21 protein-coding genes are annotated in these 24,807 nt (G+C 71.6%); 9 read left to right on the top strand and 12 right to left on the bottom strand.

Features of this window, described 5'->3' with window-relative positions; translation table 11 throughout:
- Window positions 1-35 precede the first annotated feature (35 nt).
- Both FB462_RS08550 and dut read right to left on the bottom strand, forming a co-directional pair.
- A complete protein-coding gene (locus FB462_RS08550) occupies window positions 36-758 on the bottom strand; it encodes a DUF3710 domain-containing protein (protein ID WP_083520041.1) in 723 nt (240 codons plus the stop codon).
- Entirely contained in the window at window positions 755-1,246 is a 492-nt protein-coding gene (gene dut, locus FB462_RS08545; RefSeq protein ID WP_141861360.1) for a dUTP diphosphatase, read from the bottom strand. Before dut ends, FB462_RS08550 begins: the two co-directional genes overlap by 4 nt.
- 65 nt (window positions 1,247-1,311) lie before the next feature.
- On the opposite strand from dut, the gene FB462_RS08540 reads away from it, so the two are divergent.
- Window positions 1,312-1,743, top strand: coding sequence for a DUF3093 domain-containing protein (locus FB462_RS08540; protein ID WP_114851031.1), 432 nt, complete (start codon window positions 1,312-1,314; stop codon window positions 1,741-1,743).
- A 164-nt stretch (window positions 1,744-1,907) separates the two neighbouring features.
- Here FB462_RS08540 and FB462_RS08535 read toward each other — a convergent pair whose 3' ends face one another.
- Window positions 1,908-2,207, bottom strand: coding sequence for a DUF4193 domain-containing protein (locus FB462_RS08535; protein ID WP_031272446.1), 300 nt, complete (start codon window positions 2,205-2,207; stop codon window positions 1,908-1,910).
- A 281-nt stretch (window positions 2,208-2,488) separates the two neighbouring features.
- Between FB462_RS08535 and sepH the strand changes: the two genes are divergently transcribed.
- Window positions 2,489-3,502: a septation protein SepH gene (gene sepH / locus FB462_RS08530; protein WP_167510054.1), complete on the top strand. Its 1,014-nt coding sequence runs from the start codon at window positions 2,489-2,491 to the stop codon at window positions 3,500-3,502.
- A gap of 18 nt (window positions 3,503-3,520) precedes the next feature.
- Here the strand turns inward: sepH and FB462_RS08525 are convergent, their stop codons facing one another.
- Window positions 3,521-4,678, bottom strand: a complete 1,158-nt coding sequence (locus tag FB462_RS08525; protein ID WP_141861358.1) for an alkaline phosphatase family protein — start codon at window positions 4,676-4,678, stop codon at window positions 3,521-3,523.
- Window positions 4,679-4,698: 20 nt separating this feature from the next.
- Between FB462_RS08525 and FB462_RS08520 the strand changes: the two genes are divergently transcribed.
- Complete coding sequence (locus FB462_RS08520; protein ID WP_141861356.1) at window positions 4,699-7,185, top strand: DNA gyrase/topoisomerase IV subunit A; 2,487 nt, start codon at window positions 4,699-4,701, stop codon at window positions 7,183-7,185.
- A 196-nt stretch (window positions 7,186-7,381) separates the two neighbouring features.
- On the opposite strand, the gene FB462_RS08515 is transcribed toward FB462_RS08520, so the two are convergent.
- Window positions 7,382-9,499 carry a DNA gyrase/topoisomerase IV subunit B gene (locus FB462_RS08515; protein ID WP_141861354.1) on the bottom strand — a complete coding sequence of 706 codons (2,118 nt, stop codon included), beginning with the start codon at window positions 9,497-9,499 and terminating at the stop codon, window positions 7,382-7,384.
- Window positions 9,500-9,678: 179 nt separating this feature from the next.
- On the opposite strand from FB462_RS08515, the gene FB462_RS08510 reads away from it, so the two are divergent.
- Complete coding sequence (locus FB462_RS08510; RefSeq protein WP_058742508.1) at window positions 9,679-9,903, top strand: DUF7455 domain-containing protein; 225 nt, start codon at window positions 9,679-9,681, stop codon at window positions 9,901-9,903.
- Window positions 9,904-9,977: 74 nt separating this feature from the next.
- Here the strand turns inward: FB462_RS08510 and FB462_RS08505 are convergent, their stop codons facing one another.
- The 5 genes from FB462_RS08505 to FB462_RS08485 all read right to left on the bottom strand — a co-directional run bounded on the left by FB462_RS08505 (window position 9,978) and on the right by FB462_RS08485 (window position 15,942).
- Window positions 9,978-10,751, bottom strand: coding sequence for a hypothetical protein (locus tag FB462_RS08505; protein WP_141861352.1), 774 nt, complete (start codon window positions 10,749-10,751; stop codon window positions 9,978-9,980).
- Complete coding sequence (locus tag FB462_RS08500) at window positions 10,748-12,007, bottom strand: MurT ligase domain-containing protein (protein WP_141861350.1); 1,260 nt, start codon at window positions 12,005-12,007, stop codon at window positions 10,748-10,750. Before FB462_RS08500 ends, FB462_RS08505 begins: the two co-directional genes overlap by 4 nt.
- A 4-nt stretch (window positions 12,008-12,011) precedes the next feature.
- Window positions 12,012-13,310, bottom strand: a complete 1,299-nt coding sequence (locus FB462_RS08495) for an RNA polymerase sigma factor (protein WP_141861348.1) — start codon at window positions 13,308-13,310, stop codon at window positions 12,012-12,014.
- A 192-nt stretch (window positions 13,311-13,502) separates the two neighbouring features.
- Window positions 13,503-14,828, bottom strand: coding sequence for an MFS transporter (locus tag FB462_RS08490; RefSeq protein ID WP_141861346.1), 1,326 nt, complete (start codon window positions 14,826-14,828; stop codon window positions 13,503-13,505).
- 181 nt (window positions 14,829-15,009) lie between these two features.
- A complete protein-coding gene (locus FB462_RS08485; protein WP_058742513.1) occupies window positions 15,010-15,942 on the bottom strand; it encodes a proteasome assembly chaperone family protein in 933 nt (310 codons plus the stop codon).
- 75 nt (window positions 15,943-16,017) lie between these two features.
- On the opposite strand from FB462_RS08485, the gene FB462_RS08480 reads away from it, so the two are divergent.
- The 3 genes from FB462_RS08480 to sucB all read left to right on the top strand — a co-directional run bounded on the left by FB462_RS08480 (window position 16,018) and on the right by sucB (window position 20,625).
- Window positions 16,018-17,499 carry a leucyl aminopeptidase gene (locus FB462_RS08480; RefSeq protein WP_141861344.1) on the top strand — a complete coding sequence of 494 codons (1,482 nt, stop codon included), beginning with the start codon at window positions 16,018-16,020 and terminating at the stop codon, window positions 17,497-17,499.
- Window positions 17,500-17,652: 153 nt separating this feature from the next.
- Window positions 17,653-19,026 (top strand): dihydrolipoyl dehydrogenase, encoded by a 1,374-nt coding sequence (lpdA, locus tag FB462_RS08475; protein WP_141861342.1) that lies wholly within the window; start codon window positions 17,653-17,655, stop codon window positions 19,024-19,026.
- 72 nt (window positions 19,027-19,098) lie between these two features.
- Window positions 19,099-20,625, top strand: coding sequence for a 2-oxoglutarate dehydrogenase, E2 component, dihydrolipoamide succinyltransferase (gene sucB, locus FB462_RS08470; protein WP_141861340.1), 1,527 nt, complete (start codon window positions 19,099-19,101; stop codon window positions 20,623-20,625).
- A 138-nt stretch (window positions 20,626-20,763) separates the two neighbouring features.
- On the opposite strand, the gene FB462_RS08465 is transcribed toward sucB, so the two are convergent.
- Window positions 20,764-21,684 carry a hypothetical protein gene (locus tag FB462_RS08465; protein ID WP_141861338.1) on the bottom strand — a complete coding sequence of 307 codons (921 nt, stop codon included), beginning with the start codon at window positions 21,682-21,684 and terminating at the stop codon, window positions 20,764-20,766.
- A 52-nt stretch (window positions 21,685-21,736) separates the two neighbouring features.
- On the opposite strand from FB462_RS08465, the gene FB462_RS08460 reads away from it, so the two are divergent.
- Window positions 21,737-22,450 (top strand): DUF4191 family protein, encoded by a 714-nt coding sequence (locus FB462_RS08460; protein ID WP_141861336.1) that lies wholly within the window; start codon window positions 21,737-21,739, stop codon window positions 22,448-22,450.
- A 269-nt stretch (window positions 22,451-22,719) separates the two neighbouring features.
- On the opposite strand, the gene FB462_RS08455 is transcribed toward FB462_RS08460, so the two are convergent.
- Entirely contained in the window at window positions 22,720-23,190 is a 471-nt protein-coding gene (locus FB462_RS08455; RefSeq protein WP_114850892.1) for an RDD family protein, read from the bottom strand.
- 144 nt (window positions 23,191-23,334) lie between these two features.
- On the opposite strand from FB462_RS08455, the gene glnA reads away from it, so the two are divergent.
- A complete protein-coding gene (gene glnA / locus FB462_RS08450; RefSeq protein WP_058741323.1) occupies window positions 23,335-24,759 on the top strand; it encodes a type I glutamate--ammonia ligase in 1,425 nt (474 codons plus the stop codon).
- Window positions 24,760-24,807: the final 48 nt, after the last annotated feature.

Genomic DNA, 24,807 nt, shown 5'->3' with positions numbered 1-24,807 from the left:
GCCTCCTGGCCGTGTCTCGAGTCTGGGCGTGCCGGTCAGACGGCCGACTGCGTCGACTTCGGCATGTGCAGCGGGATGAGGTCGCGCGGCGGCATCGGCGTGGTGCCGCGCACCACGACGACACTGCGGAACAGCTCCTCGATCTCGGCGGCGTCCTCCGGACGCTCGGCGGCCTTGCCGGCGATCACGCCGCGCAGGAACCACCGCGGACCGTCGACGCCGACGAAGCGGGCCGGGCGCGCGCCGTCGGTGCCGCCCGAGCCGTCCGTGACCACCGGCACGAGGGCGCGGAGCTCGGGGCCGAACGGACCGTCCACTTCCTGCACGGTGCCGCCCTGACGCTCGATCTGCTCGGCGATCTGCGCGCGGATCTCGTGCCAGAGCCCGGTGGACCGCGGCGCGGCGAACGGCTGGACCTGCAGCGTCGACTCGTCGTAGTCGAGCCCGACGGCGACGACGCGCTGCGAGCCCTCCTCGACCTCGAGCCGCAGGTGCAGCCCCTCGCGCGGCAGGACCTTCACGCCACCGAGGTCGACGTACGGACGCACCAGGTTCGCCTCGGTCTCGTCGTGCGGCCCGTTGGCGGCACGGTCGTCCGGGGCGGACTTGTCCGTGGGCGCGACCGCGTCCACCTCGTCGAGGTCCGCGTCGGCGTCGGCTGCGAGCTCGACCTCCGGCGTCGTCCCCGCGACCTCTGCGTCCTCGGCGACGGCCTCCGCCACCTCGACCTCGTCACGCTTGCGTCGGCCGAACTTCATAGGCCCGTCCCTTCCTGGATGTCGACGGCGGCGTCGCGCGCGACACCGCTCCGGTCACCGTAGCCCGAGGAGCCGAACCCGCCCTCACCGCGGCGGCTCTCGGGGAGCTCGTCCACCTGTGTGAAGACCACCCGGGGCACCGGCATGACGATCAGCTGGGCGATGCGGTCGCCCGCGTGCACCTCGTAGGGCTCGGCCTGGTCGGTGTTGAGGAGTGCGACCTTGATCTCCCCGCGGTAGCCCGCGTCGACGGTGCCCGGCGCGTTCACGATCGTGATGCCGTGCTTCGCCGCGAGCCCACTCCGGGGCACCACGAACGCCGCGTACCCCTCGGGCAGTGCGATCCGCAGCCCGGTGCCCACGAGGCGTCGCTCGCCGGGACGGAGCACGAACGCCTCGGTCGAGACGAGGTCGGCACCGGCGTCGCCGGGGTGGGCGTACCCGGGAGCGTGCTCCCCGGTCCAGAGGACGTCGACTGGTTCGGTCACGTGACGAGGGTAGTGCAGACCGTGACCGTTCCGTGACCTGCCCCGGTTCGTGGTCGAATGGTCCCGTGACCCTGTACCGCGAACGTCTCTGGGCGCCGCCCGCCCTCTACCTGGCGACGGCGCTCGTCATCCCCGCGAGCCTCCTCGTCTTCCTGCCGATCAGCGTCCTCGCCGGTGTGCTGGTCGCGATCGGCATGTACCTCGGGATCGTCGTGCTGCTCTGGGCGCTCGCCCCGACCGTCGAGGTCACCGAGACCGAGTTCCGCGCGGGCAAGGCGCACCTGCCGCGGACCCTCGTCGGCGAGGTCGCCGGCTTCGAGGGCGCCGAGGCCACCACCCAGCGCGGGCCGAAGCTCGACGCCCGTGCGTGGACGCTCTTCCGCGGGTACGTGCGCGGGGTCGTGCGCGTCGAGGTCGCGGACCCGGCGGACCCCACCCCGTACTGGCTGGTCAGCGTGCGGAACCCGTCGGCGGTCGTCGCGGCGCTCCGTTCGTAGGCGGTCACCGCCGACCCGGCCTGGAGGCACGGAGCGCGCCCGCCCCGCCGGTCACGTCCGCCTGCGCTCGCGTGGTCGACCACGCGGACTGCCCGGACGTGCGGAACGGCCCGCCTCCCCGAGGGGAGGCGGGCCGTTCCGCGTAGCTCGACGCGGTGTGCTGCTCAGAGCGCGGCGCACTCCGCGCAGACCGGGCCGAGCTTCGACTCGTGGTCGAGCTGCGAGCGGTGCTTCACGAGGAAGCACTCGACGCAGGTGAACTCGTCGACCTGCGGCGGCAGCACGACGACGTCGAGGTCGACGTCGCTGAGGTCCTGTCCGGCGAGCTCGAAGCTGCCGGGGTTGTCCGAATCATCGTCGACGACCCCCGACATCTTGTCGGGAACGCGCTCCTTCAGGGCTTCGATCGACTCCGAGTCGGAGGAGTCGTCGGTCTTCCTGGGGGCGTCGTAATCGGTGGCCATGCCCATCCATTTCTCGTATCGAGAGGTCGTCGCCGGTGATCGGCGGCGACAGTTTGCACCACGACCCGGCAGAGCGCAAACCGAACGCGGTGCGGGATCGTCAGGCCGTGCAACCCGGCGCCGGACCCGGACATTCCCGCGTGCCACGGACGGACCCGCCACCCGTCCCGGGCATCCCGCGGCGCGCCCGTGCGCCTCCCCGCGATCGACCCCGGCCGGCTGCATACTCCTCGGGTACGCGCACGACCGTACGAACGCTCGGGAGGCGGAACATGCAAGACGTGAGAGTCATCGGAGTCGAGTCCGGGGCACTCCTGCTCGCGACCGACGGCGGCACCGAGTTCCGGTTGCCGGTCACCTCGTCGCTGCCGGGGCAGGTCCGTCAGGCGAACCCCGAGGCCGGTCCGCAGAAGCGCGTGTCCCCGAAGGACGTGCAGGCCCGGATCCGCGGCGGCGCCGATGCGGCCGACGTCGCGTCGGCGCTCGACGTCGACGTCGAGTACGTCCGCCGCTTCGAGGGTCCCGTGCTCGCCGAGCGCGCCTTCGTCCTCGACGCCGCCCGCCGCGTCCCGGTCACCCCCGTCGACACCGACGCGCCGGACACCTTCGGCGAGGCGATCACCGCCAAGCTCGAGTCCGGCGACGCGACCGCGGTCCACTGGGCGTCGTGGAAGCACGTCGAGCAGGGCTGGGTCGTCCGCGTCCGCTACACCGCCGCCGAGGTCGAGCACGACGCGCAGTGGCTCTTCGACCCGAAGACCTCGACGCTCACGCCGGACAACGGCGACGCGCACCGACTGTCGCACACCGAGGACGAGGGCATCGCGCCGCGCCTCCGTGCCGTCGAGAACGACCACCAGGACACCGACGGCACCCGCTTCGACTCCGGCGCGTTCCGCGTCGAGCAGCCCGACGAGGACCTCACGAACCCCGAGGTCCAGGAGCGTCCGCTGCGGGCGCCGCTCCCCCGCATCGGTGTCGCGGTGGCCGAGGAGCGCTCCCCCGGGAACGAGACCGCCGACCTGCTCGAGGCCCTGCGGCGCCGCCGGGGCGAGCGCGAGGCCGCGACGTTCGGGGAACAGCGCGACGAGCCGCGCGGCACCTCGATCAGCGTCGTCGACATCCCGCTCGCCGGCTTCGACGCGACGCCCGCATCCGCACCGGAGCGCGAGGACGCCCGTCCCGCGTCGGCCCCCGAGGCCGAGAGCCGTCCCGAGCGCAAGAAGCGCAGCCGCCGCTCGATGCCGAGCTGGGACGAGATCGTCTTCGGCACCCGCCCGGAGGACCCGGCCTGATCGGACCGTCCTGCGCCGTCAGGCGCGGAACGCACCGCCGAGCCGGAGCGGGACGAAGGTCTCCTCGTCCGTCATCGCGCCGTGCTGCCCGATCATGCGCTTCGGCGTCTCCCGCGGGCCGACCTCGCGGTCGTCGTTGAACGCCCACGACCCGCGCGCGACGACGACCACGTCCCCGATGCGCGGGAGCACCCGTTCGTCGGTCGTCCCGAACCACCCGGCCGCGACGGCCTCGGTCCGGCTCGCGACGTACGCCTTCTTGCCGTAGCGGGAGCGCCAGGCCTCGACGAGCGCGGGCACGTCGGTCCCCGGTGCGACGGTCAGCTGGCGGCAGCGCGGGTCCCCGGCCACGCCCACGACGTCGCGCAGGAGCTCCGGGTCCATCGGGATGTTCGCCTCCGGTGGCACGTCGAGCACCCCGTGGTCGGCGGTCACGAGCAGCCCGACGTCCGGCGCACCGCGGGACTCGAGCCGTGCGAGCTCCCCGTCGAGCAGCTCGAGCGCCGCCGTCCAGCGGTCGGACTCCCACCCGTGCTTGTGGCCGATCGAGTCGAGCTCGGGGACGTAGAGGTAGACGAGTGACCGCCCGGTCGCGGTCTCGGCCAGGACCGCGTCGACGCGCTGCGGGATGGTGTCGGCGGCGACGTACCGGGCGCCACCGAGGACGTTCGCGGTCATCCCCGAGGTCCGGTACCGCGTCGGACCGACGACCACCGGGTCGACGCCGAGCGCCGGGGCCTCGCTGAACACCGTGCTCGCGAGGAACCAGTCCGCGGGGACGACGTCGTCCCACCCGCTCAGCAGGTTCATCACCTGCCCGGTGTCCGGGTTCCACCCGCTGTAGCCGACGACCCCGTGCACGCCGGGCGGCCGACCGGTCGTCAGGGTGCTCAGCGCCGCGGCCGTCGTCGTCGGGAACCCGCTCCGCAACCGCTTCTTCGTCCCGGCGAGCCAGCGGGCGTGCCCGGCGCGCGCGGCCAGCGCGCCCGCGCCCAGTCCGTCGACCAGCACCACGACCGCGGAACGGGCGGGACGGAGGGCGATCCGTGCCTCCCGTCCGGTGGTGCGCAACCACGTGTCGTCCGCAGCGCCGAGCGCGACGAGGCAACTCGGCAGCACGTCGGCGAGGTTCGCGGTGGCGTCGGGGGCGCTCGGTACGCTGGGGGGGCACCCCACGATCCTCCCAGAAAGGTCCCATGGCACGCACGGAAGCAGTCGGCCTGCCCGACGGTGAGCGCATCGAGGACGTCGACGTCTCCGAGGAGATGCAGGGTTCGTTCCTCGAGTACGCGTACTCCGTCATCTACTCGCGGGCCCTGCCGGACGCGCGCGACGGACTGAAGCCGGTCCAGCGCCGCATCCTGTACCAGATGGCCGAGATGGGCCTGCGTCCGGACCGCGGCCACGTCAAGAGCGCCCGTGTGACGGGCGAGGTCATGGGGAAGCTCCACCCGCACGGCGACGGCGCGATCTACGACGCGCTCGTCCGTCTGGCGCAGCCGTTCACGATGCGCGTGCCGCTCGTCGACGGCCACGGCAACTTCGGCTCGCTCGACGACGGCCCGGCCGCGGCGCGGTACACCGAGGCTCGGCTCGCCGAGCCCTCGATGGCGATGACCGAGGGCCTGAACGAGGACGTCGTCGACTTCGTCCCGAACTACGACAACCAGATCATGCAGCCGGCCGTGCTCCCCGCGGCCTTCCCGAACCTGCTCGTCAACGGTGCCGCGGGCATCGCGGTCGGCATGGCGACGAACATGGCGCCGCACAACCTCGGCGAGGTCGTCGAGGCGGCCAAGCACCTGCTGCTCCACCCGGACGCGACGCTCGACGAGCTGATGGAGTTCGTGCCCGGTCCGGACCTGCCCTCCGGCGGCACGATCGTCGGGCTCTCCGGCGTGCGGGACGCATACGCGACCGGCCGCGGGTCGTTCCGCACCCGGGCGAAGGTCAGCGTCGAGAACCTCACGCCGCGGAAGGCCGGGCTCGTCGTCACGGAGCTGCCGTACCTGGTCGGCCCCGAGCGCGTGATCGAGAAGATCAAGGACGGCGTCCAGGCGAAGAAGCTCGTCGGCATCTCCGACGTCAACGACCTGACCGACCGGAACCACGGGCTGCGGCTCGTCATCGGCATCAAGTCCGGCTTCAACCCGACGGCCGTGCTCGAGCAGCTCTACAAGCACACCCCGCTCGAGGACGGCTTCGGCATCAACAACGTCGCGCTCGTCGACGGGTCGCCGCGCACCCTGGGCCTCCGCGAGCTGCTCGACGTCTACGTGCGGCACCGCATCGCCGTGGTCACGCGGCGCTCGGAGTACCGACTGGCCCGCCGGCGCGAGCGACTGCACCTCGTCGAGGGCCTGCTCATCGCGATCCTCGACATCGACGAGGTCATCGAGGTCATCCGCTCCTCCGACGACTCCGAGGCCGCACGGACCCGGCTGCAGGACGTCTTCGACCTGTCCGAGGTGCAGGCCGAGTACATCCTCGAGCTCCGGCTCCGTCGTCTGACCAAGTTCTCGCGCCTCGAGCTCGAGGGCGAGCGCGACCAGCTGCTCGCCGACATCGCCGCGCTCGAGGAACTCCTCGCGTCCGACGACCGGCTCCGCGCCCAGGTCGCACTCGAGCTCACCGAGGTGTCCGACCGGTTCGCCACCCCCCGCCGAACGCTCCTCACCGAGGCCGACGCTCCCGTCCGCGGCGGACGCAAGGCCGCGGTGGACCCGGAGTCGCTGCAGATCGCGGACGCGCCGTGCCGGGTGCTGCTCTCGACGACCGGTCGACTCGTCCGGGTGGACATCCCGGAGACCGACCTCGGGATCGTGCGGGTGCCGAAGCGCTCGAAGCACGACGCCGTCCGCTCCACCGTGGTGTCGACGGTCCGCGGCCAGGTCGGGGCGCTCACCTCGACCGGCCGCGTGCTGCGGTTCTCGCCCGTCGACGTGCCCGCCGTGCCGCCCGCCTCGGTGCGGCTCGACGCCGGGGTCCGCGTCGCCGAGTACCTCGGCATCGCCCGCACCGAGACCGTCGTCGCACTCGTCGACCTGTCCCCGGGTGCGTCCGACTCGCTCGCGATCGGCACCGCGCAGGGCATCGTCAAGCGCGTCGCCACCGGAGCGTGGCCGGACAAGGACGAGTTCGTCGCGATCGGGCTCAAGCCGAAGGACGCCGTGGTCGGTGCCGCGCAGGCGCCCGAGTCGGACGACCTCGTGTTCATCACGTCGAACGCGCAGCTGCTGCGCTTCCCGGCCGCCGGGGTCCGCCCCCAGGGACTGCCGGCCGGTGGTGTCGCCGGGGTGTCCCTCGCCGACGGTGCGACGGTGATCTGGTTCGGCTCCGTCCCTCGCTCCGACGACGCCGTGGTCGCGACCGTGTCCACCGCGTCGGGCGCGCTGCCCGGCACCGACGCCGGTCGCGCGAAGGTGTCCGCGTTCTCGGAGTTCCCGGCGAAGGGCCGCGCCACCCAGGGTGTCCGCGCGCACGCGTTCCTGAAGGGCGAGGACGGACTGACCGTGGCGTGGGCGGGCATCGCGCCGCCGCACGCCGTGGGGTCGGACGGCGCCGCGCGGACACTGCCGGACTGGCTGTCGAAGCGGGACGGGTCGGGCGCGCCGCTCGAGGCCGTCATCGCGACGATCGGCGGGAGCGCCGCGGCGCTCGACGGGACCGCGGGCGAGGCGTAGGCGGGCGCGGCGCGCGCTGCGCCGCCGGGCTGCGCCGCGCTGCCGCGCTGCCGCGCCGCCGCGCTGCCGCGCTGAGTTCACGCGCTGAGCGACACCTCACGGCCTTCGCGCCGCGTGAGATGTCGCTCAGCGCGTGAAGTCGCAGAGGCGCGCCAGCGCCCCCGCGCGCGCTCCGCGCGCTCCGCGCCGGCGCGCGCTACGCGTCGATACGGTCGCGGTCCAGGCCCTCGCCCGCGAGGATGAACTCCTTGCGCGGGGCCACGTCGTTGCCCATCAGCAGCTCGAAGACCTTCGCGGCGCCCTCGGCATCGGTGACGTTCACGCGCCGGAGCGTCCGGTGCGTGCGGTCCATCGTCGTCTCGGCGAGCTGGTCCGCGTCCATCTCCCCCAGGCCCTTGTACCGCTGGATCGGCTCCTGGTACTTCTTGCCCTGCTTCGCGAGCTTCTTCAGCACGGCCTGCAGCTCGGCCTCGGAGTACGTGTAGAGCGTGTCGTTCGGCTTGCCGCGGTTCACCACGACGACCCGGTGCAGCGGCGGCACGGCGGCGAACACCCGGCCCTGCTCGATCATCGGCCGCATGTAGCGGAAGAACAGCGTCAGCAGCAGCGTGCGGATGTGCGCGCCGTCGACGTCGGCGTCCGACATGATGATGACCTTGCCGTAGCGGGCCTGGTCGATCTCGAACGAGCGGCCGGACCCGGCGCCGATGACCTGGATGATCGAGGCGCACTCGGCGTTCGACAGCATGTCCGACACGGACGCCTTCTGCACGTTGAGGATCTTGCCCCGGATCGGCAAGAGCGCCTGGTACTCGCTGTTCCGGGCGAGCTTGGCGGTGCCGAGCGCGGAGTCGCCCTCCACGATGAACAGCTCGGTGCCCTCAGCGTCCTGCTTGCGGCAGTCGGCGAGCTTCGTCGGCAACGAGGAGTTCTCGAGCGCGTTCTTCCGGCGCTGGGTCTCCTTGTGCGCGCGGGCGGAGATGCGGGTCTTCATCTCGGCGACGACCTTCTCGAGCAGGGTCGCCGCCTGCGCCTTCTCGGTCCGCTGCGTCGAGGTGAGGATCTCGGTCAGGCGCTTCGCGACGACCTGGTCGACGATCTTCCGCACCGCCGGGGTGCCGAGGACCTCCTTCGTCTGGCCCTCGAACTGCGGCTCCGGCAGGCGGACGGTCAGCACGGCCGTCAGGCCCGCCAGCACGTCGTCCTTCTCGAGCTTGTCCTGACCGACCTTGAGCTTGCGCGCATTGGCCTCGACCTGGGTGCGCACGGCCTTCACGAGCCCGGACTCGAAGCCGGTCAGGTGCGTCCCGCCCTTCGGCGTCGCGATGATGTTCACGAAGCTGCGCTCGACCGTCTCGTAACCGCTGCCCCACCGGAGCGCGATGTCGACCTCGCACGCGCGCTCGACCGAGGTGGACACCATGTGCCCCTTGTCGTCGAGCATCGGGACGGTCTCGGTGAAGGTCCCGGTGCCCTGGATCCGCCAGACGTCCGTCACGGCCGTGTCGACCGCGAGGTGTTCGACGAACTCGCTGATGCCGCCCTCGTACCGGAAGCGCTCGACCACCGGACCGGCGGCGACGGTCGTGCCCGTCGCCTCGGCCCGCGCGGCAGCGGCCTCGATCGACGCGGCGCGCTCGTCGGTGATGGTGATGCCGAGCCCGGGGACGAGGAACGCGGTCTGGCGCGCCCGACTCACCAGGTCGGACGTGCTGAACTTCGCGTCGGGCGTGAAGATCTGCCGATCCGCCCAGTACCGGATGCGCGAGCCGGTGACCCCACGCTTGACCTTGCCGACCACGCGGAGCTCGCTGCCCGAGGTGAACGGTGCGAACGGCGCGTCCGGGCCGTCGCCCGCGAAGGTGCCCGGCTCGCCACGGTGGAAGGACATGGCGTACGTCTTGCCACCGCGGTCGACCTCGACGTCGAGTCGCTCGGACAGGGCGTTGACGACCGAGGCACCGACACCGTGCAGACCACCGGAAGCCGCGTACGACCCCGATCCGAACTTGCCGCCGGCGTGCAGCTTCGTGAACACGACCTCGACCCCGGTCAGACCGGTCTTCGGTTCGACGTCCACGGGGATGCCGCGCGCGGTGTCCCGGACCTCGACCGATCCGTCGGCGTGCAGCACGACGCCGATCTCGTCGCCGTGCCCGGCGAGGGCTTCGTCGACCGAGTTGTCGATGATCTCCCACAGGCAGTGCATGAGGCCGCGGGAGTCCGTCGAGCCGATGTACATGCCCGGTCGCTTCCGGACCGCCTCGAGCCCCTCGAGGACGGAGAGATGGCGCGCGGAGTAGTCGGAGCTCACCTCCCGATCGTACCGACGGGCGCCGACACCCTCGGCTCGGGCGGGCGGCGCGCCTCGGACTGGGGACATCCGGTCCGCGGTGAGCGAAACCGCGTGCGCGTGGTGCACGACTCCCAGCCACCGCGTGTTCAAATAGGTGGACCAACCGGCACCACCTGCGATCCGTGAGGAGCACAGCAATGACCCAGACCGTGCACGACCTCTCCATCGACGAGACCACCAGCCACCAGCTCACCGCGGTGGACCGTTGCGACAGCTGCGGAGCGCAGGCCTACATCCGCGCCACCATGGCGAGCGGCGAGCTGTACTTCTGCGCGCACCACGGCGCGGAGTTCAAGGACAAGCTCGCGGCCACCGCGATCGAGTGGCACGACGAGAGCAGCCGACTCTACGAATCGAAGTAGCAGCCGACCACACAGCAGACGGGAGGCGCGGTGCCAGCTGGCACCGCGCCTCCCGTCCGTCGTCTGGTCGCCGATCAGGCGATGCGCTTGAACGCCTTGTCGACGTACCGGTCGATGGTCGCGCGCGCTTCGCGCGCGTACCGGTCGACCGTCTCGGTCTGCGCCGCGTCCGGCGTGTACTCCCGTCCGACACGGGCAGTCGCGGCAGCGAGCACGGCGTCGGTCAGCTGCGGGTTGAGGGGCAGGATCGGCCCCTGGGTGTGCGTGCCGAACGACGTCCCGACGATCGCGCCCTCGACCGGCGATCCGGCCTGGTTGCCGCCGCCCGAGACGACGTCCGCGAAGGGCGTCACCGCCGCGGCGAGCTCGATGCGGGTCGCGTGGTCCTCGAACCCCGCGACGCGGGTCGCGGCCCCGTCGAGCAGCGGGTAGCGCGTCTCGAGCACGAAGTAGTTGACGCGCCGCTCCGCGCCGCGGACCGCGCGGGCGTCGAAGACGCCGAAGCCGGCCACCGGAGCGCCCTCGGTCGGGACCACCTCGTTCGTCGCGAGGTCGAAGCCACCGCCGACGGCGACGACCGGGACGCCGGACCCGGCGAGGTCACGGAGCGGGGCGCCGATGCGTGCGACGTCCGCGCCGAGCGACCGCATGGCGCTCAGCGGGCCGTTGCCGACCACGACGACGTCCGCCGCCGTGGGCAGGGCACCGCCCGGGGCGTACTCGACGACCTCGGTGTCCAGGCCGGCGGCCGCGGCTCGACGCACGAGCGCCGCGACGTTGCCGCGGTCACCCGAGACGCCCATCTGGCGCGGGTACACGTGCAGGATGGTCAACCGGTCGGCGGTCATGCCGTCTTCTCCATGTCGCCGTGGCCCAGGGCCTTGCGGGCGACCATCATGATCTCGTAGTTGACGATGAAGTTCTTCGTGCCACTCGTCGTCGCACCGAGGCTCTGCATGAGCTTGATCGCGGCCTCGACGTCGGGCTCGACCCGGCCGATGCGGACTCCGGCGTGCTCGAGCGCGATCGCGATCTGCCACGCCTTGTCGCCGGACACGACGTCGACGTGGTCGAGGTTCGAGAAGTCGATGTCGTAGATCCAGGAGATGTCCGGCGTGCCCTCGTCGATCGCCATGAGCACCTGTTCCGGGTGCGCGGGCAGGGCGTCGAGGTTGAGCTGCAGGCTCGCGGCGTTCTTGAACATCGTGAACTCGGCGGACTCCCCGGCGATCGGCAGGCGTTCGCCACGGCCGTACGCGGGCTTCATCGTGCCGAAGGCCTTCGTCACGGCGTCCGGACGGAACTGCGCTCCGAGCGCAGCACTCGCCGTCGCGGTCGCTGCGGCCGCGTCGACCGCGTAGTGCAGGCCACGCGCGGGCAGCCGCACCGGGATGTCGGTGCCCTCGAAGCGGATCGTCGCACCGTCGCCGGTGTTCGCGACGACCTCGGACTCCGCCGGGTTCGGCTCGCCGTCGGTCCGGTCGAAGTCGTCGGCGTTCTGCAGGCCGTTCGGCGCGGCGGCGACCACCTCGGTGCTCGCACCGAAGCGCAGCACCCGCTGCCCGGTCCGCGCCGCGTAGGCGTCGAGGAACTGGTCGTCACGGTTGGTGATGACGTTCGCGGAGGACAGCGCCGCCGTGTCGAGCATCATCGTCGCGACGCGCTCGGTCTCGAAGAACCGGTAGAGCTGGTCGACCTGGACGTTGAGCATCGTCACCGTGGACGGCGACAGGATGCCGGCGAGCTCGACCGCGAACGCCTCGTCGACCTCGAGGATGCCGATGTCGGCCTTCAGCCGGCCGGTCAGCGACACCTCGGACAGGAGCGCGGAGGCGATGCCCTGCGGCAGGTTCGCGCCGGAGGGGTTCGTGAACACGCGGAGCCCGTGCGCCCGGACGATGTCCGAGATCATGTGCGTCGTCGTGGACTTGCCGTTCGAGCCGAGCACGAAGACGACGCCGTTCGGGAACTGCTTCGTGACGTGCTGCAGGAAGTCCGGCACGAGCTTCAGGACGATGTAGCCCGGGTAGGCGGACCCGCCGCCCCGCGCACGGGCGAGGGCGCGGAGGATCCGCCCGACCAGGATCGGGATGAGGAAGCGCATCGGCCTACTCGAGGTAGTCGCGGAGCGACTGCGACCGGGACGGGTGACGGAGCTTCGCCATCGTCTTCGACTCGATCTGACGGATGCGCTCACGCGTCACGCCGAACGTGTCACCGATCTGGTCGAGGGTCTTCGGCTGACCATCACCCAGGCCGAAGCGCATGCGGATGACGCCCGCCTCGCGCTCGGAGAGGGAGTCGAGCAGGCTCTCGAGCTGCTTCTGCAGCATCGTGAACCCGACTGCGTCCGCCGGGACGACCGCCTCGGTGTCCTCGATGAGGTCACCAAACTCAGAGTCGCCGTCCTCACCCAGGGGCGTGTGCAGCGAGATCGGCTCGCGGCCGTACTTCTGGACCTCGACGACCTTCTCCGGGGTCATGTCGAGCTCGCGGGCGAGCTCTTCCGGGGTGGGCTCGCGCCCGAGGTCCTGCAGCATCTGGCGCTGCACACGGGCCAGCTTGTTGATGACCTCGACCATGTGCACCGGGATACGGATGGTGCGGGCCTGGTCGGCCATCGCGCGGGTGATCGCCTGACGGATCCACCAGGTGGCGTACGTCGAGAACTTGAAGCCCTTGGTGTAGTCGAACTTCTCGACCGCACGGATCAGGCCCAGGTTGCCCTCCTGGATGAGGTCCAGGAACTGCATGCCGCGGCCGGTGTAACGCTTCGCGAGCGAGACGACCAGGCGGAGGTTCGCGCCGAGCAGGTGGCTCTTCGCGCGCTGGCCGTCTCGGGCCACCCAGCGGAGCTCGCGCTCCTCTGGCTTGGACAGACCGGTGGTGTGCTGCAGCTTGTCCTCGGCGAACAAGCCGGCCTCGATGCGCATCGCGAGCTCGACCTCCTGCTCGGCGTTGAGCAGGGCGACCTTGCCGATCTGCTTGAGGTAGTCCTTCACCGGGTCGGCGGTGGCACCCGTGATGGTGGTCGAGTAGACCGGGGCCTCGTCGTCGTCGGACTGCGAGATGACGAGCGCACCGGCGGCCACGGCAGCGGCGGCGTCCGGCTTCGCGGTCTTGTCCTCCGCGTCGCCCTCCGGCTCGTCCGTCTCGGTGTCGTCGGCGACCTCGTCCGTCGGCTCGACGCCCTCGTCCTCGACGTCCTCGTCGTCGTCGGCCTTCTTCTTCGCGCGGCCGGCGGTCTTCTTCGGTGCGGCCTTCTTCGCGGGGGCCTTCTTCGCCGTGGTGGCGCGCTTCTTCGGCGCGGCCGTCCCCTCGGCCTCGGCGCCCGCGGCGTCGTCCGCCGTGACGCCCTCGGGCTCGGTGTCCTTCGTGGGATCGATCGTCGTGCTCCGGGCAGCCATGCGATCACCTCTCTCGTCGTGCCACGTTCGTGGGGTCGTGGCCTCCCTCGCCGCCCAGGGCCTGCGCCGCGGTCGTGCGCGTCGTCAGGTCCTACCGTTCCGGGCAGCACGAGGACCCATGTCAAGTCCCCCGACTTCTGCGCAGCGCGGGAGCTGCGCGGAGGCGAGGGGACCTGATGGGTCCGACCTTCATTATTGCACGGCCTTCTTCCGCAGGCGTGCAACCAGTGCAACCCAGAGGGGCCCGACCCGTATTCCGTCCTGAGCGTGCATCTCCCGGCGGGTGCGGCGACGGGCGTGCAGGAGCATGCCGACGCCGATCCCCACCACGACGTACTGCACGGTGAGCGCGATCCGGAAGTTCTCCCACGCGAACACCGTCCGCCCGGTCGCACCCGACACGACGTCGAGGAGCGTGCCGATGAGGAACATCATCACGAAGGCCGCGAGGAAGCCGCCGACGTTGACGACCCCGTTCGCGGAGCCGAGGGAGCCGACGGGGTTGAAGCTGCGCGCGAAGTCGAAGCCGATGAGCGAGCCGGGACCGCCGACCCCCATCGCGACGACGAGCAGGACGAGCAGCCAGGTCGGCGGGTGCCCGGGCCACAGGAGCACGGCCGTCCAGACCAGGGCGAGCGCGGCGACGATGCCGAGCACGAGGTTCGACCGGCGGAGCGGGAACCGGGCGCACAGCACCCCGAGGACCGGTCCGGCGACGAAGCCCACGACGACGATCACCGTCAGGAACGTCGCGGCCTCGGACGGGGTGTAGCCGAGCCCGCGGAGCATCGGGACGCCCCAGAGCAGCGAGAACACCGTGCCGGACGACTGCGTCACGTAGTGCGACCAGAAGCCGAGCTGGGTGCCCGGGCGACGGAGGGCGTGGCCGAAGGTGTGGAACGCGCCGCGCCACGAGTGCGGGAGCGGCAACGGGATGGTGTCGGTGCGCACCGGGACCGGGCCGTTCCGGACGAAGACCACCGCCAGGAGCAGTCCGACCAGGCTCGCCGCTGCGGCCACGCCGAACGCCGGGGTCCAGCCGGCGGTGTGGAGGAGGACGGCGAACGGGAACGCGGACAGGATCTGGCCGACCTGCCCGAGGTTGCCGGTCCACTGCGAGATCTGCGGCAGGATCCGCCCGCTGAACCACATCGGCACGAGGCGGATCACGGAGATGAAGGTCATGGCGTCCCCCGCCCCGACGAGCACCCGGCCCGCGATCGCCGGACCGATCGTCGGCGAGAACGCGACGACGGCCTGCCCCACGACGAGGAGCGCGGCGCCGAGCAGCACGAGCTTGCGGGGGCCGACGCGGTCCAGCGCGATGCCCACCGGGATCTGCAGGCCGGCGTAGACCGCGATCTGCACGACCGCGAGCGTCGACAGGACCGCGGCGGAGACGGCGAAGCGGTCCTGCGCGTCGACGCCCGACACGCCGAGCGACGAGCGCTGCACGACGGCGAGGACGTAGGCGAGCACCGCGACGCCCCACACGAGGAAGGCACGACGGGAGTTCACCGCTCCAGGCTAGCGACGGCGCGGGACTGCCCGACACGCGTCGTGGAGGACGGGAGGCGCGGGGCGGGCTGTGGAGGAGCCTCCTGTCCGTCCCGTCACGACCTGGTCGCGCGCCGCCGCGCCGGCGGTGCGTGCGGCGGAGCGTCGCGGTGTGGCGCGGACGCTACGTCGGTCGATGGTGTCAGTCAGATGCGGCGTCGCCCTCGGAGCGGCGGTCCGCCAGGAAGCGCTCGAGCTCGGCCGCGATCGCGTCCGCGGTCGGGACCTCGCCGTCGACGTTCGTCAGCGGCGACGCGACGGGGTTGCCCTCCATGTAGGTGTCGTGCCGCTCCTCGAGCACGGCGACGAGCCGCTGCAGCTCGGCGTTGCCCGCGACCTGCTCGTCGACGCGGGCGAGGAACTCGCGCCCGGACTCGCGGAGCGCGTCGGTGGCGAAGATGAGCCCGGTCGCGGCCGAGACGGCCGACAGGCCGGCGACCGCGGCGTCCGGGAACTCGGTGTCGCCCAGGTAGTGCGGCACGAGCAGGACGAGTCCGGTGACCTGCGCGCCGGACTCGGCGAGGCGGTGCTCGACCAGGTGCAGCACGTTCGCCGGCGCCTGGGTCTCGGGCTTCCAGACGCTCATCTGCTCGACGAGGTCCTTGCGGGTGCCCGACACCGTGAGGCTGATCGGGCGCGTGTGCGGGACGGGCATCGGGATGGACTGCAGCCACGTGGTGTCGGCGACCTGCAGGCGGTCGGCCAGTTCGGTCACCGCTCGGACGAAGCGGTTCCACTGAAAGTCGGGCTCGTAGCCCGTGAGGAAGAGGAACGGCTGCCCGAGCTCGTCGCGGACCAGGTGCAGCACGAGCCGCGGCGGGTCGATCGCCGTGATGTGGTCCTGCTCGAAGGTGATCACCGGTCGTCGGGCGCGCCAGTCGAGGAGCGCGTCCGGGTCGAACTCCGCGACGAGCTCGTGCTCGAGACCGTCGAGGATCGAGGACGCGACCTGCGCGACGGCGCCGCCGGCGTCGACGAACCCGGTCAGTCCGGCGACGAGGTGCAGTCCCGCCGGGACGGTCGGAGCGGCCGCGGCGACGGTGTACAGGTCCTCGGGGTGGTTCACCGTCCCCATGCTAGGCGGGACCCCCGACGGCCCCGTCGTCCACGGCCACGCTGTCGGCGAACAGGCGCTGGATAGGCTGGCGTCATGGTCCGACCGACGCTCTCCACCACCTCCACCGCCCCGTCCGACGTCTCCGCCGACGTCCTCGTCCTCGGGGTCCTGCCCGGCAAGGACGGCGGCTCCCCCACCCTCGCGCCGAGCGCTGCGGGGACGGTCGACGCCCTCGCCGACCTCGACCTGACCACCGTCGGCGCGACCGGCGCCAAGGACCAGCTCGTCCGTCTGCCCGGCACCGGCGTCGCGGCCGCCGGCGTCGCCCTCGTCGGCCTCGGCTCGACCGTCGACGCCGCCGCGGTCCGCACCGCCGCCGGCAGCGCCGTCCGACAGCTCCCGAACGTCGACGCGATCGCCCTCGCGCTGCCGACCGACTCCCCAGAGCTCGTCGCCGCGGCGCTCGAGGGTGCGGCGCTCGGCGCCTACGCGTTCACCCGGCACAAGGGCGCCGGCACGACCAGCCCGACCCGCGGCGACCAGCGCATCGAGGTCGTCTCCCCCGCCGAGCTGCCCGCCGACGCCACCGTCCGCCCCGCGATCGTCGCCGACGCCGCCGCGCTCGTGCGCGACCTCGTGAACACCGCCGCGGGCGACCTCGGTCCGGCCGACCTGGCCGACGTCGCCGTCGCCCAGGCCGAGGGGCTCCCGCTGACCGTCGAGGTCCTCGACGAGCACGCGCTCGAGGAGCAGGGCTTCGGCGGCATCCTGGGCGTCGGCCGCGGCTCGGAGCGTCCGCCGCGGCTCGTCGTCGTGCGCTACGAGCCCGCCGCTGCGACGAAGCACCTCGCGCTCGTCGGCAAGGGCATCACGTTCGACACGGGCGGCCTGTCGCTCAAGCCCGCCGCGTCGATGCTCGGCATGAAGACCGACATGGCCGGCGCCGCGACCGTCCTCGCCGCGACCGTCGCCGCCGCGCGACTCGGACTCGACACGCGGGTCACGGCCTGGCTGTGCCTCGCCGAGAACATGCCGTCGGGCTCGGCGACCCGCCCCGGCGACGTGCTCACGCTGAAGAACGGCAAGACGGTCGAGGTGACGAACACCGATGCCGAGGGCCGGCTCGTCCTCGGCGACGGCATGGCCGCGGCGTCGCTCGAGCAGCCCGACGCGATGGTCGACGTCGCGACCCTGACCGGCGCGCAGGTCGTCGCGCTCGGCGACCGGACCACCGGTCTGATGGGCAGCGACGACCTGGTCGCACGGGTCCGCGCGGTCGCGGACGCCGTCGCCGAGCCGATCTGGCCGATGCCCCTTCCCGAGGAGCTCGACGCCCGGCTCGCGAGCGACGTGGCCGACATGGTCAACGCCACGGTGGGCAACCCGTCGGGCGGCATGCTCCTGGCGGGCAAGTTCCTCGAGCGCTTCGTGGGCGAGGGCGTGCCGTGGGCGCACCTCGACATCGCGGGGCCGTCCGAGCACAAGGGCGGCGGCTACGGCTGGCTCGGCAAGGGCGCGACCGGTGTCATGGTCCGCACGCTCATCGGGCTCGCAGAAGAGCTGCAGTCCAAGTAGTAGGTTGGTCCCGGCGGGGCAGCGCACCGACGCGCCCCCGCCGGAACCAGCGGGACGGGACCGGAACCATGCGGTCCGACCGTCGGACGCCGCCGCCGCGGTGTCCAGTGGGGTCCGACCAGGACCTCGACACGCACGAGGGAGTTGCACCAGGTGACGGAACAGACTTACGACGTCGTGGTCCTCGGTGGCGGCAGTGGTGGGTACGCCGCTGCGCTCCGGGCCGCTGAGCTCGGCATGAGCGTCGCGCTCATCGAGGGAGACAAGCTCGGGGGCACCTGCCTGCACCGCGGCTGCATCCCCACCAAGGCGCTGCTGCACGCCGCCGAGGTCGCGGACGCCACGCGCGAAGCGGACAAGTACGGCGTCGTCGCCGAGTTCGCCGGCGTCGAGGTGCCCAAGGTCATCGAGTACCAGCAGGGCGTCATCAGCTCCAAGTACAAGGGCCTGCAGGGGCTCGTCAAGGCCCGCGGCATCACGGTCGTCGAGGGCTGGGGCCGCCTGACCTCGCAGAACACCGTGCAGGTCGGCGACCAGACCGTCACCGGCAAGAACGTCGTGCTCGCCACGGGTTCGTACTCGAAGTCCCTGCCCGGGCTCGAGATCGGCGGCCGCGTCATCACGTCCGAGACCGCGCTCAAGATGGACTACGTCCCGAACAAGGTCGTCATCCTCGGCGGCGGCGTCATCGGCGTCGAGTTCGCCAGCGTGTGGAAGTCCTTCGGTGCCGAGGTCACGATCGTCGAGGGCCTGCCCCACCTGATCCCGGCCGAGGACGAATCGATGTCGAAGCAGCTCGAGCGCGCGTTCCGCAAGCGCGGCATCGAGTTCTCGCTCGGGATCCGCTTCCAGGGCGTCGAGCAGCACGAGAACGGCGTCGTCGTGACGCTCGAGGACGGCAAGACCTTCGAGGGCGACGTCCTGCTCGTCGCCGTCGGCCGTGGCCCGCTCACCCAGAACATGGGCTTTGACGAGGTCGAAGTCGCGATGGACCGCGGGTTCGTCACCACGAACGAGCGCCTCGCGACCAACCTGCCGAACGTCTACGCCGTCGGCGACATCGTCCCCGGCCTGCAGCTCGCGCACCGCGGCTTCCAGCAGGGCATCTTCGTCGCCGAGGAGATCGCGGGCCTGAACCCGGTCGTCATCTCGGACACGAACATCCCGAAGGTCACCTACTCCGACCCCGAGGTCGCGTCGGTCGGGCTCTCCCAGTCCAAGGCCGAGGAACAGTACGGCGCCGACAAGGTCGACACGTACGAGTACAACCTCGCCGGCAACGGCCGCAGCCACATCATCGGGACGTCCGGCGCCGTCAAGGTCGTCCGGGTCGTCGACGGGCCGGTCGTCGGCGTCAGCATGATCGGCGCCCGCGTCGGCGAGCTCATCGGCGAAGCGCAGCTCGCGGTGAACTGGGAGGCCTACCCGGAGGACATCGCTCCCCTGGTGCACGCCCACCCGACGCAGAACGAGGCGCTCGGCGAGGCGTTCCTCCACCTCGCGGGCAAGCCGCTGCACGCGCTCTGACGGACACGTCGACGTGCGCACCGAGACAATGACAACCACCACCACAGCAATCCGCGAACAGGAGCCCACCCGATGAGCGAATCCGTCAACCTCCCGGCGCTCGGCGAGAGCGTCACCGAGGGCACGGTCACCCGATGGCTGAAGAACGTCGGTGACCGGGTCGAGGTCGACGAGCCGCTGCTCGAGGTCTCGACCGACAAGGTCGACACCGAGATCCCGTCGCCCGTCGCCGGCGTCGTGGAGGAGATCCTGGTCCAGGAGGACGAGACCGTCGAGGTCGGCACCGCCCTGGTGAAGATCGGCGACGGCTCGGGCTCCGGTGACGCCGGTTCCGGCGACGCCGAGGGCTCGCAGGGTTCCGACGAGGCCGCCGCCGAGGCGACCGAGCCGGAGACCGCGCCGAGCACCGAGCAGCCGGAAGAGGCCAAGGCCCCCGAGCCCCAGCGTCCGGACCCGACCGAGAACGGTCAGACCCAGCCAGCTGCTCCGCAGGCGCCGTCCGCTCCCCCGGCCGCCGCGCCGGTGCCGCAGGCCGCCCCGGTCCCGCCGCCCGCCGCCGTCCCGGCAGCGGTGCCCGCTCCGGCAGCCGCGCCCGCTCCGGCAGCCGCGCCCGCTCCCGCCGCCGCCCCGACCGGTGCTGCTGCGTCCGCATCGGTGCCGCAGCCCACGCAGGACGGCGCGGCCTCGGGCTACGTCACCCCGCTGGTCCGCAAGCTCGCCAACGAGCAGGGCGTCGACCTGTCGACGATCTCCGGCTCCGGGGTCGGCGGACGCATCCGCAAGGAGGACGTCCTCGCCGCCGCCGAGCAGGCGAAGTCGTCGACCGCGCCGGCCGGTGGCGCCGCTGCTGCCCCGAGCGGTCCGTTCGTCGCGGAGACCTCGCCGCTGCGCGGGACCCGCGAGAAGATGACGCGCCTGCGCAAGGTCGTCGCCGAGCGTGCCGTGCAGTCGATGACCTCGACCGCGCAGCTCACGAGCGTCGTCGAGGTCGACGTGACGAAGGTCGCGCAGTTCCGCGACGCGCACAAGGCCGAGTTCCTCGAGAAGACCGGCTCGAAGCTCAGCTTCATGCCGTTCTTCGCCCTCGCGGCGTCCGAGGCGCTCAAGGCCCACCCGAAGATCAACTCGACAGTGGACGGCGACGAGATCGTCTACCCGGACACCGAGAACGTCTCGATCGCGGTGGACACCGAGCGTGGCCTGCTGACCCCGGTCATCAAGGACGCCGCGTCGCTGAACCTGGCGCAGTTCTCGCAGTCGATCGCGGACCTGGCCGAGCGCACCCGCAACAACCAGCTCAAGCCCGACGAGCTGGCCGGCGGGACGTTCACGCTGACCAACACCGGTTCGCGCGGCGCCCTGTTCGACACCCCGGTCGTGTTCCTGCCGCAGTCGGCGATCCTCGGCACGGGCATCGTGACGAAGCGTCCGGCGGTCGTGAAGGTCGACGGCCAGGAGGCCATCGCCATCCGCTCGTTCGTCTACCTGGCGCTGTCGTACGACCACCGCATCATCGACGGTGCGGACGCCTCGCGGTACCTCGTCGCGGTGAAGAACCGTCTCGAGGAGGGCAACTTCGCCCCGAACCTCGGCTACTGACGCCGCCTGGTCGGGAGCGCCCGATCAGCGGTCCCGACCACCAGGCCCGACGGCCCCGGTCCCCTCGTGGGACCGGGGCCGTTCCGGTTCGACCGAGCCCCCACCGACGCGCTGGCCGTCGCCGAGGAAACGGTGCGGTCAGCCGAGCGTGACCGCGACGGCGCCGAGTCCGCTCGCGACGGCGACCCCGACGAGCACGCGGCGCAGTCCGATCCGCCGGCCTCGGCCGACCGGGACGCCCTGTTCGAGCACCGTGCGCACCACCCGGAGGACGCGGTCGAGCAGTTCGTCGGCCGGTACCGGCGGCGGGGCGGCGAACTCGAGGTCGGCCACGGCCGGGGTCCCACGCGCCCAGCGCACCGGGCGGGGTGCCGCTGCACCGAGGACCTGCTCGACGACGGACCGGATCGTTGGACCGTCGGCGTCGACGACCCCGTCCAGCAGGGGGTCGACGACGCCACGAGCCGGGTCCTGCGCGTCGACACGGTCCCAGACCGTCCGGGCGGCGAGCACGAGCTGCCGTGCCCCGTCCGGATCCGACCGGCGCCCGTGCAACGGCTCCGTGTCGGACTCGTCCCCGCAGCACCGGGCCGCCCCCGGCGGGCGGTCGACCACGAGCACGGCGCCGGCGTCGTCCAGCCCGACGTCGTCCGGACCCAACGCCCCGAGCTCGAGGGCGCCGGCACGGGTGGTCGCGGCGAGCTCGAGCAACGGCACCGAGACGGTCACCGCGACGCCGCTCGTCGGGACGCCGAGCTCCTCGAACGCCCGGTCCAGCGGGAGTGCCGCCGGGCGCAGGACCCGGGCCGCGAGGTGTCCGGCGGGACAGCGTCCGACCGCGACGACGGGCGCGAGGTGCGGTCCGGCGCCGACGGCGCGGTCCGCGAGCCAGCGGGCGAAGGCGGGCGGGTCCACGGAACCGCACCAGCGGTCGGTCTCCGCCGTGGTCACCGGACCCGCAGCGGGCGTCGAGGGCTTCGTCATGGTGACGAGCGTGGCGGAGACGGGGCGTGCCTCCAGGCCGATGCTGCCCACCTGTGGACGGAACCGTTCGCCCACAGCCTGACCGTCCGCGGTCTGCGGGTGGTGACGCAGGCCGTATCCTGGTCGCATGGCACGCAGCAGTTCTCAAGGTACGACGGCGAAGGAGCCGGGTCGTCTCAAGCAGATGTACCAGGTCTTCACCATGACCCGCCGGGCAGACCCGAAGTCGGTGTGGTGGTTCCTCCTCGCCTTCGTCGGCCCCGTCGTCCTGGGCGTCCTGCTCGCCCTCCTGCTCCCCGGCCAGAACTGGCTCGCGGTGACGCTGTGGATCGTCGCGGGCATCCTGCTGGGTGTGCTGCTCTTCCTGATCGTCCTCGGCCGTCTGGCCGAGCGCGCCGCGTACTCGCAGATCGCCGGGCAGCCCGGCGCGGTCGGCGCGGTGCTCTCGAACTCGCTCCGTCGGCAGTGGCGTTCGAGCGAGATGCCCGTCGCGGTGCACGGCCGGTCGCAGGCCGCGGTCTACCGTGCCGTCGGCACCCCCGGCGTCGTCCTGATCACCGAGGGGCAGCGGGGCAACCTCAAGCGCCAGGTCGACGAGGAGCGCCGGAAGGTCCAGCGCATCGTCCCGAACGTCCCCGTGCACGTGGTCCACGTCGACGACGACGCGGACGGTGTGACACTGCACAAGCTGCCGCGTGCGATGAACAAGTACAAGAAGGCGCTCAACCGCAACGAGGTCCTCGCGGTCGCGAACCGTCTCGACTCCCTGACGCACAGCCCGGCGTCGGCGATCCCCAAGGGCATGGACCCGATGAAGGCCCGCGCGGGTCGTCCGCGCTGATCGACCCACGCTCCCCCGGTCCTCCGGAGGTGCGAAGGCCCCCGACCGTGCCAGGTCGGGGGCCTTCGTCGTGCCGAGCGTCGGGTCGGACGGGCGGCGCGGGCCCGGCCGGCTCCGTCATGTGCACCGGCCCAGGCCTCGGGTGCGCCGTCGATGGAGCAGCAACCGTCGGGTCGGGCCGGGGAATGCGACGTCTTCTGCTCCATCGTCGCTTCGGAACCGTGCCCGTCCCGGAGCCGCGCCCGTGCCGGAACCGCGCCTGCCGCGTGTCAGCGCCGGACGAGCACCGTCCCCGCGATGCGGTCGTGCGCACCCCGGCTGTCCCGGTCGATGATGAGCGCCGGCACCACGATGCACAGCAGCAGCGTCCGGACCACCGGGCGCCACACACCCACGTACCCGCCGCGGATCGGCACGACCCGCAGCCCGACGCACAGGTGCCCGAACGACCCCGAGAACGTGCAGATGAACAGCACCTGCAGGACCGCGAAGATGGCGAGCTGGATCCAGGTGTGCGTGATGTCCCCGGACCCTGCGACCGGCGACCAGACACCGGTCACGAACGCCACGAGGTCCGCGAGCACACCGTCGATGAGCAGCGCGACGATGCGTCGGCCGATGCGACCGACGCTCCGCGGCCCCTCCTCCGGCAGACCGAGGTCCTTCCCGGGCCACCCGTCCGGGTGCGCGCCACCGGCGTTCGGGGCGGCGGCGGAGGGCGGAGTGGTGCTGGGAGCCATGCCTCCAGCGTAGGCGACCCCCGGGACGTAACACGCGCGAAACAATGCAGTCATGTCCGGGAAACTCGGTGTCAATAGCCTCGTCGGAGGGTGCACCCGGTGGCACTCGAAGACATCCCCCATACCCCCAGGAGATCGACACACATGTTCAGCGATTCCTCCGAGGTGCTCGCCTTCATCAAGGACACGGACGTCAAGTTCCTCGACATCCGGTTCACGGACCTGCCCGGTGTCCAGCAGCACTTCAACATCCCGGCGTCGACGGTCGACGAGGACTTCTTCTCCGTCGGCCAGCTCTTCGATGGTTCGTCGATCCGCGGCTTCGCATCGATCCACGAGTCGGACATGCAGCTCATCCCGGACGTGACGACGGCGTACATCGACCAGTTCCGCGCCGAGCGCACGCTGATCATGATCTTCGACATCTACAACCCGCGGAACGGCGAGATCTACGGCCGTGACCCGCGCCAGGTCGCCAAGAAGGCCGAGAAGTACCTCGCCTCGACCGGCATCGCGGACACCGCGTTCTTCGCCCCCGAGGCCGAGTTCTACATCTTCGACGACGTCCGCTACTCGGTCACCCAGAACAAGTCGTTCTACTCGGTCGACTCCGAGGAGGGCGCCTGGAACACCGGCCGCGAGGAAGAGGGCGGCAACCTCGCCAACAAGACCCCGTACAAGGGCGGCTACTTCCCGGTCTCCCCGGTCGACAAGACCGCTGACCTGCGCGACGACATCACGCTCAAGCTGATCGAGGCGGGCTTCGAGCTCGAGCGCTCGCACCACGAGGTGGGCACCGGCGGCCAGCAGGAGATCAACTACAAGTTCGACACGATGGTCCACGCCGCGGACGACATCCTGAAGTTCAAGTACATCGTCAAGAACACGGCCGACCAGTGGGGCAAGGTCGCCACGTTCATGCCGAAGCCGCTCTTCGGCGACAACGGTTCGGGCATGCACACCCACCAGTCGCTCTGGAACGACGGCAAGCCGCTGTTCTACGACGAGAACGGCTACGGCGGCCTCTCCGACCTCGCACGCTGGTACATCGGTGGCATCCTCAAGCACGCCCCGGCGCTGCTCGCGTTCACCAACCCCTCGATCAACTCGTACCACCGCCTGGTGAAGGGCTTCGAGGCCCCGGTCAACCTGGTCTACTCGGCCGGCAACCGCTCCGCCGCGATCCGCATCCCGATCACGGGCACGAACCCGAAGGCCAAGCGCATCGAGTTCCGCGCGCCGGACGCCTCGGGCAACCCGTACCTCGCCTTCGCCGCGCAGCTGATGGCGGGCCTCGACGGCATCCAGAACCGCATCGAGCCGCACGAGCCGGTCGACAAGGACCTCTACGAGCTCCCCCCGGAGGAGGCCAAGGGCATCCCGCAGGTGCCGGGCTCCCTCGACGAGGCGCTCGAGGCGCTCGAGGCGGACCACGAGTTCCTCACGAAGGGCAACGTCTTCACCGAGGACCTCATCCAGACGTGGATCGACTACAAGCGCGAGAACGAGATCCTCCCGCTCGCGCAGCGTCCGCACCCGTTCGAGTACGAGCTGTACTTCGGCGTCTGATCCGCAGGTCCAAGGGCCCCGCACCGAGACTCGGTGCGGGGCCCTTCT

The sequence above is a fragment of the Curtobacterium citreum genome, assembly GCF_006715175.1.
In the GTDB taxonomy this organism is placed as follows: domain Bacteria; phylum Actinomycetota; class Actinomycetes; order Actinomycetales; family Microbacteriaceae; genus Curtobacterium; species Curtobacterium citreum.
This window is presented reverse-complemented; position numbering and strand designations above follow the sequence as displayed.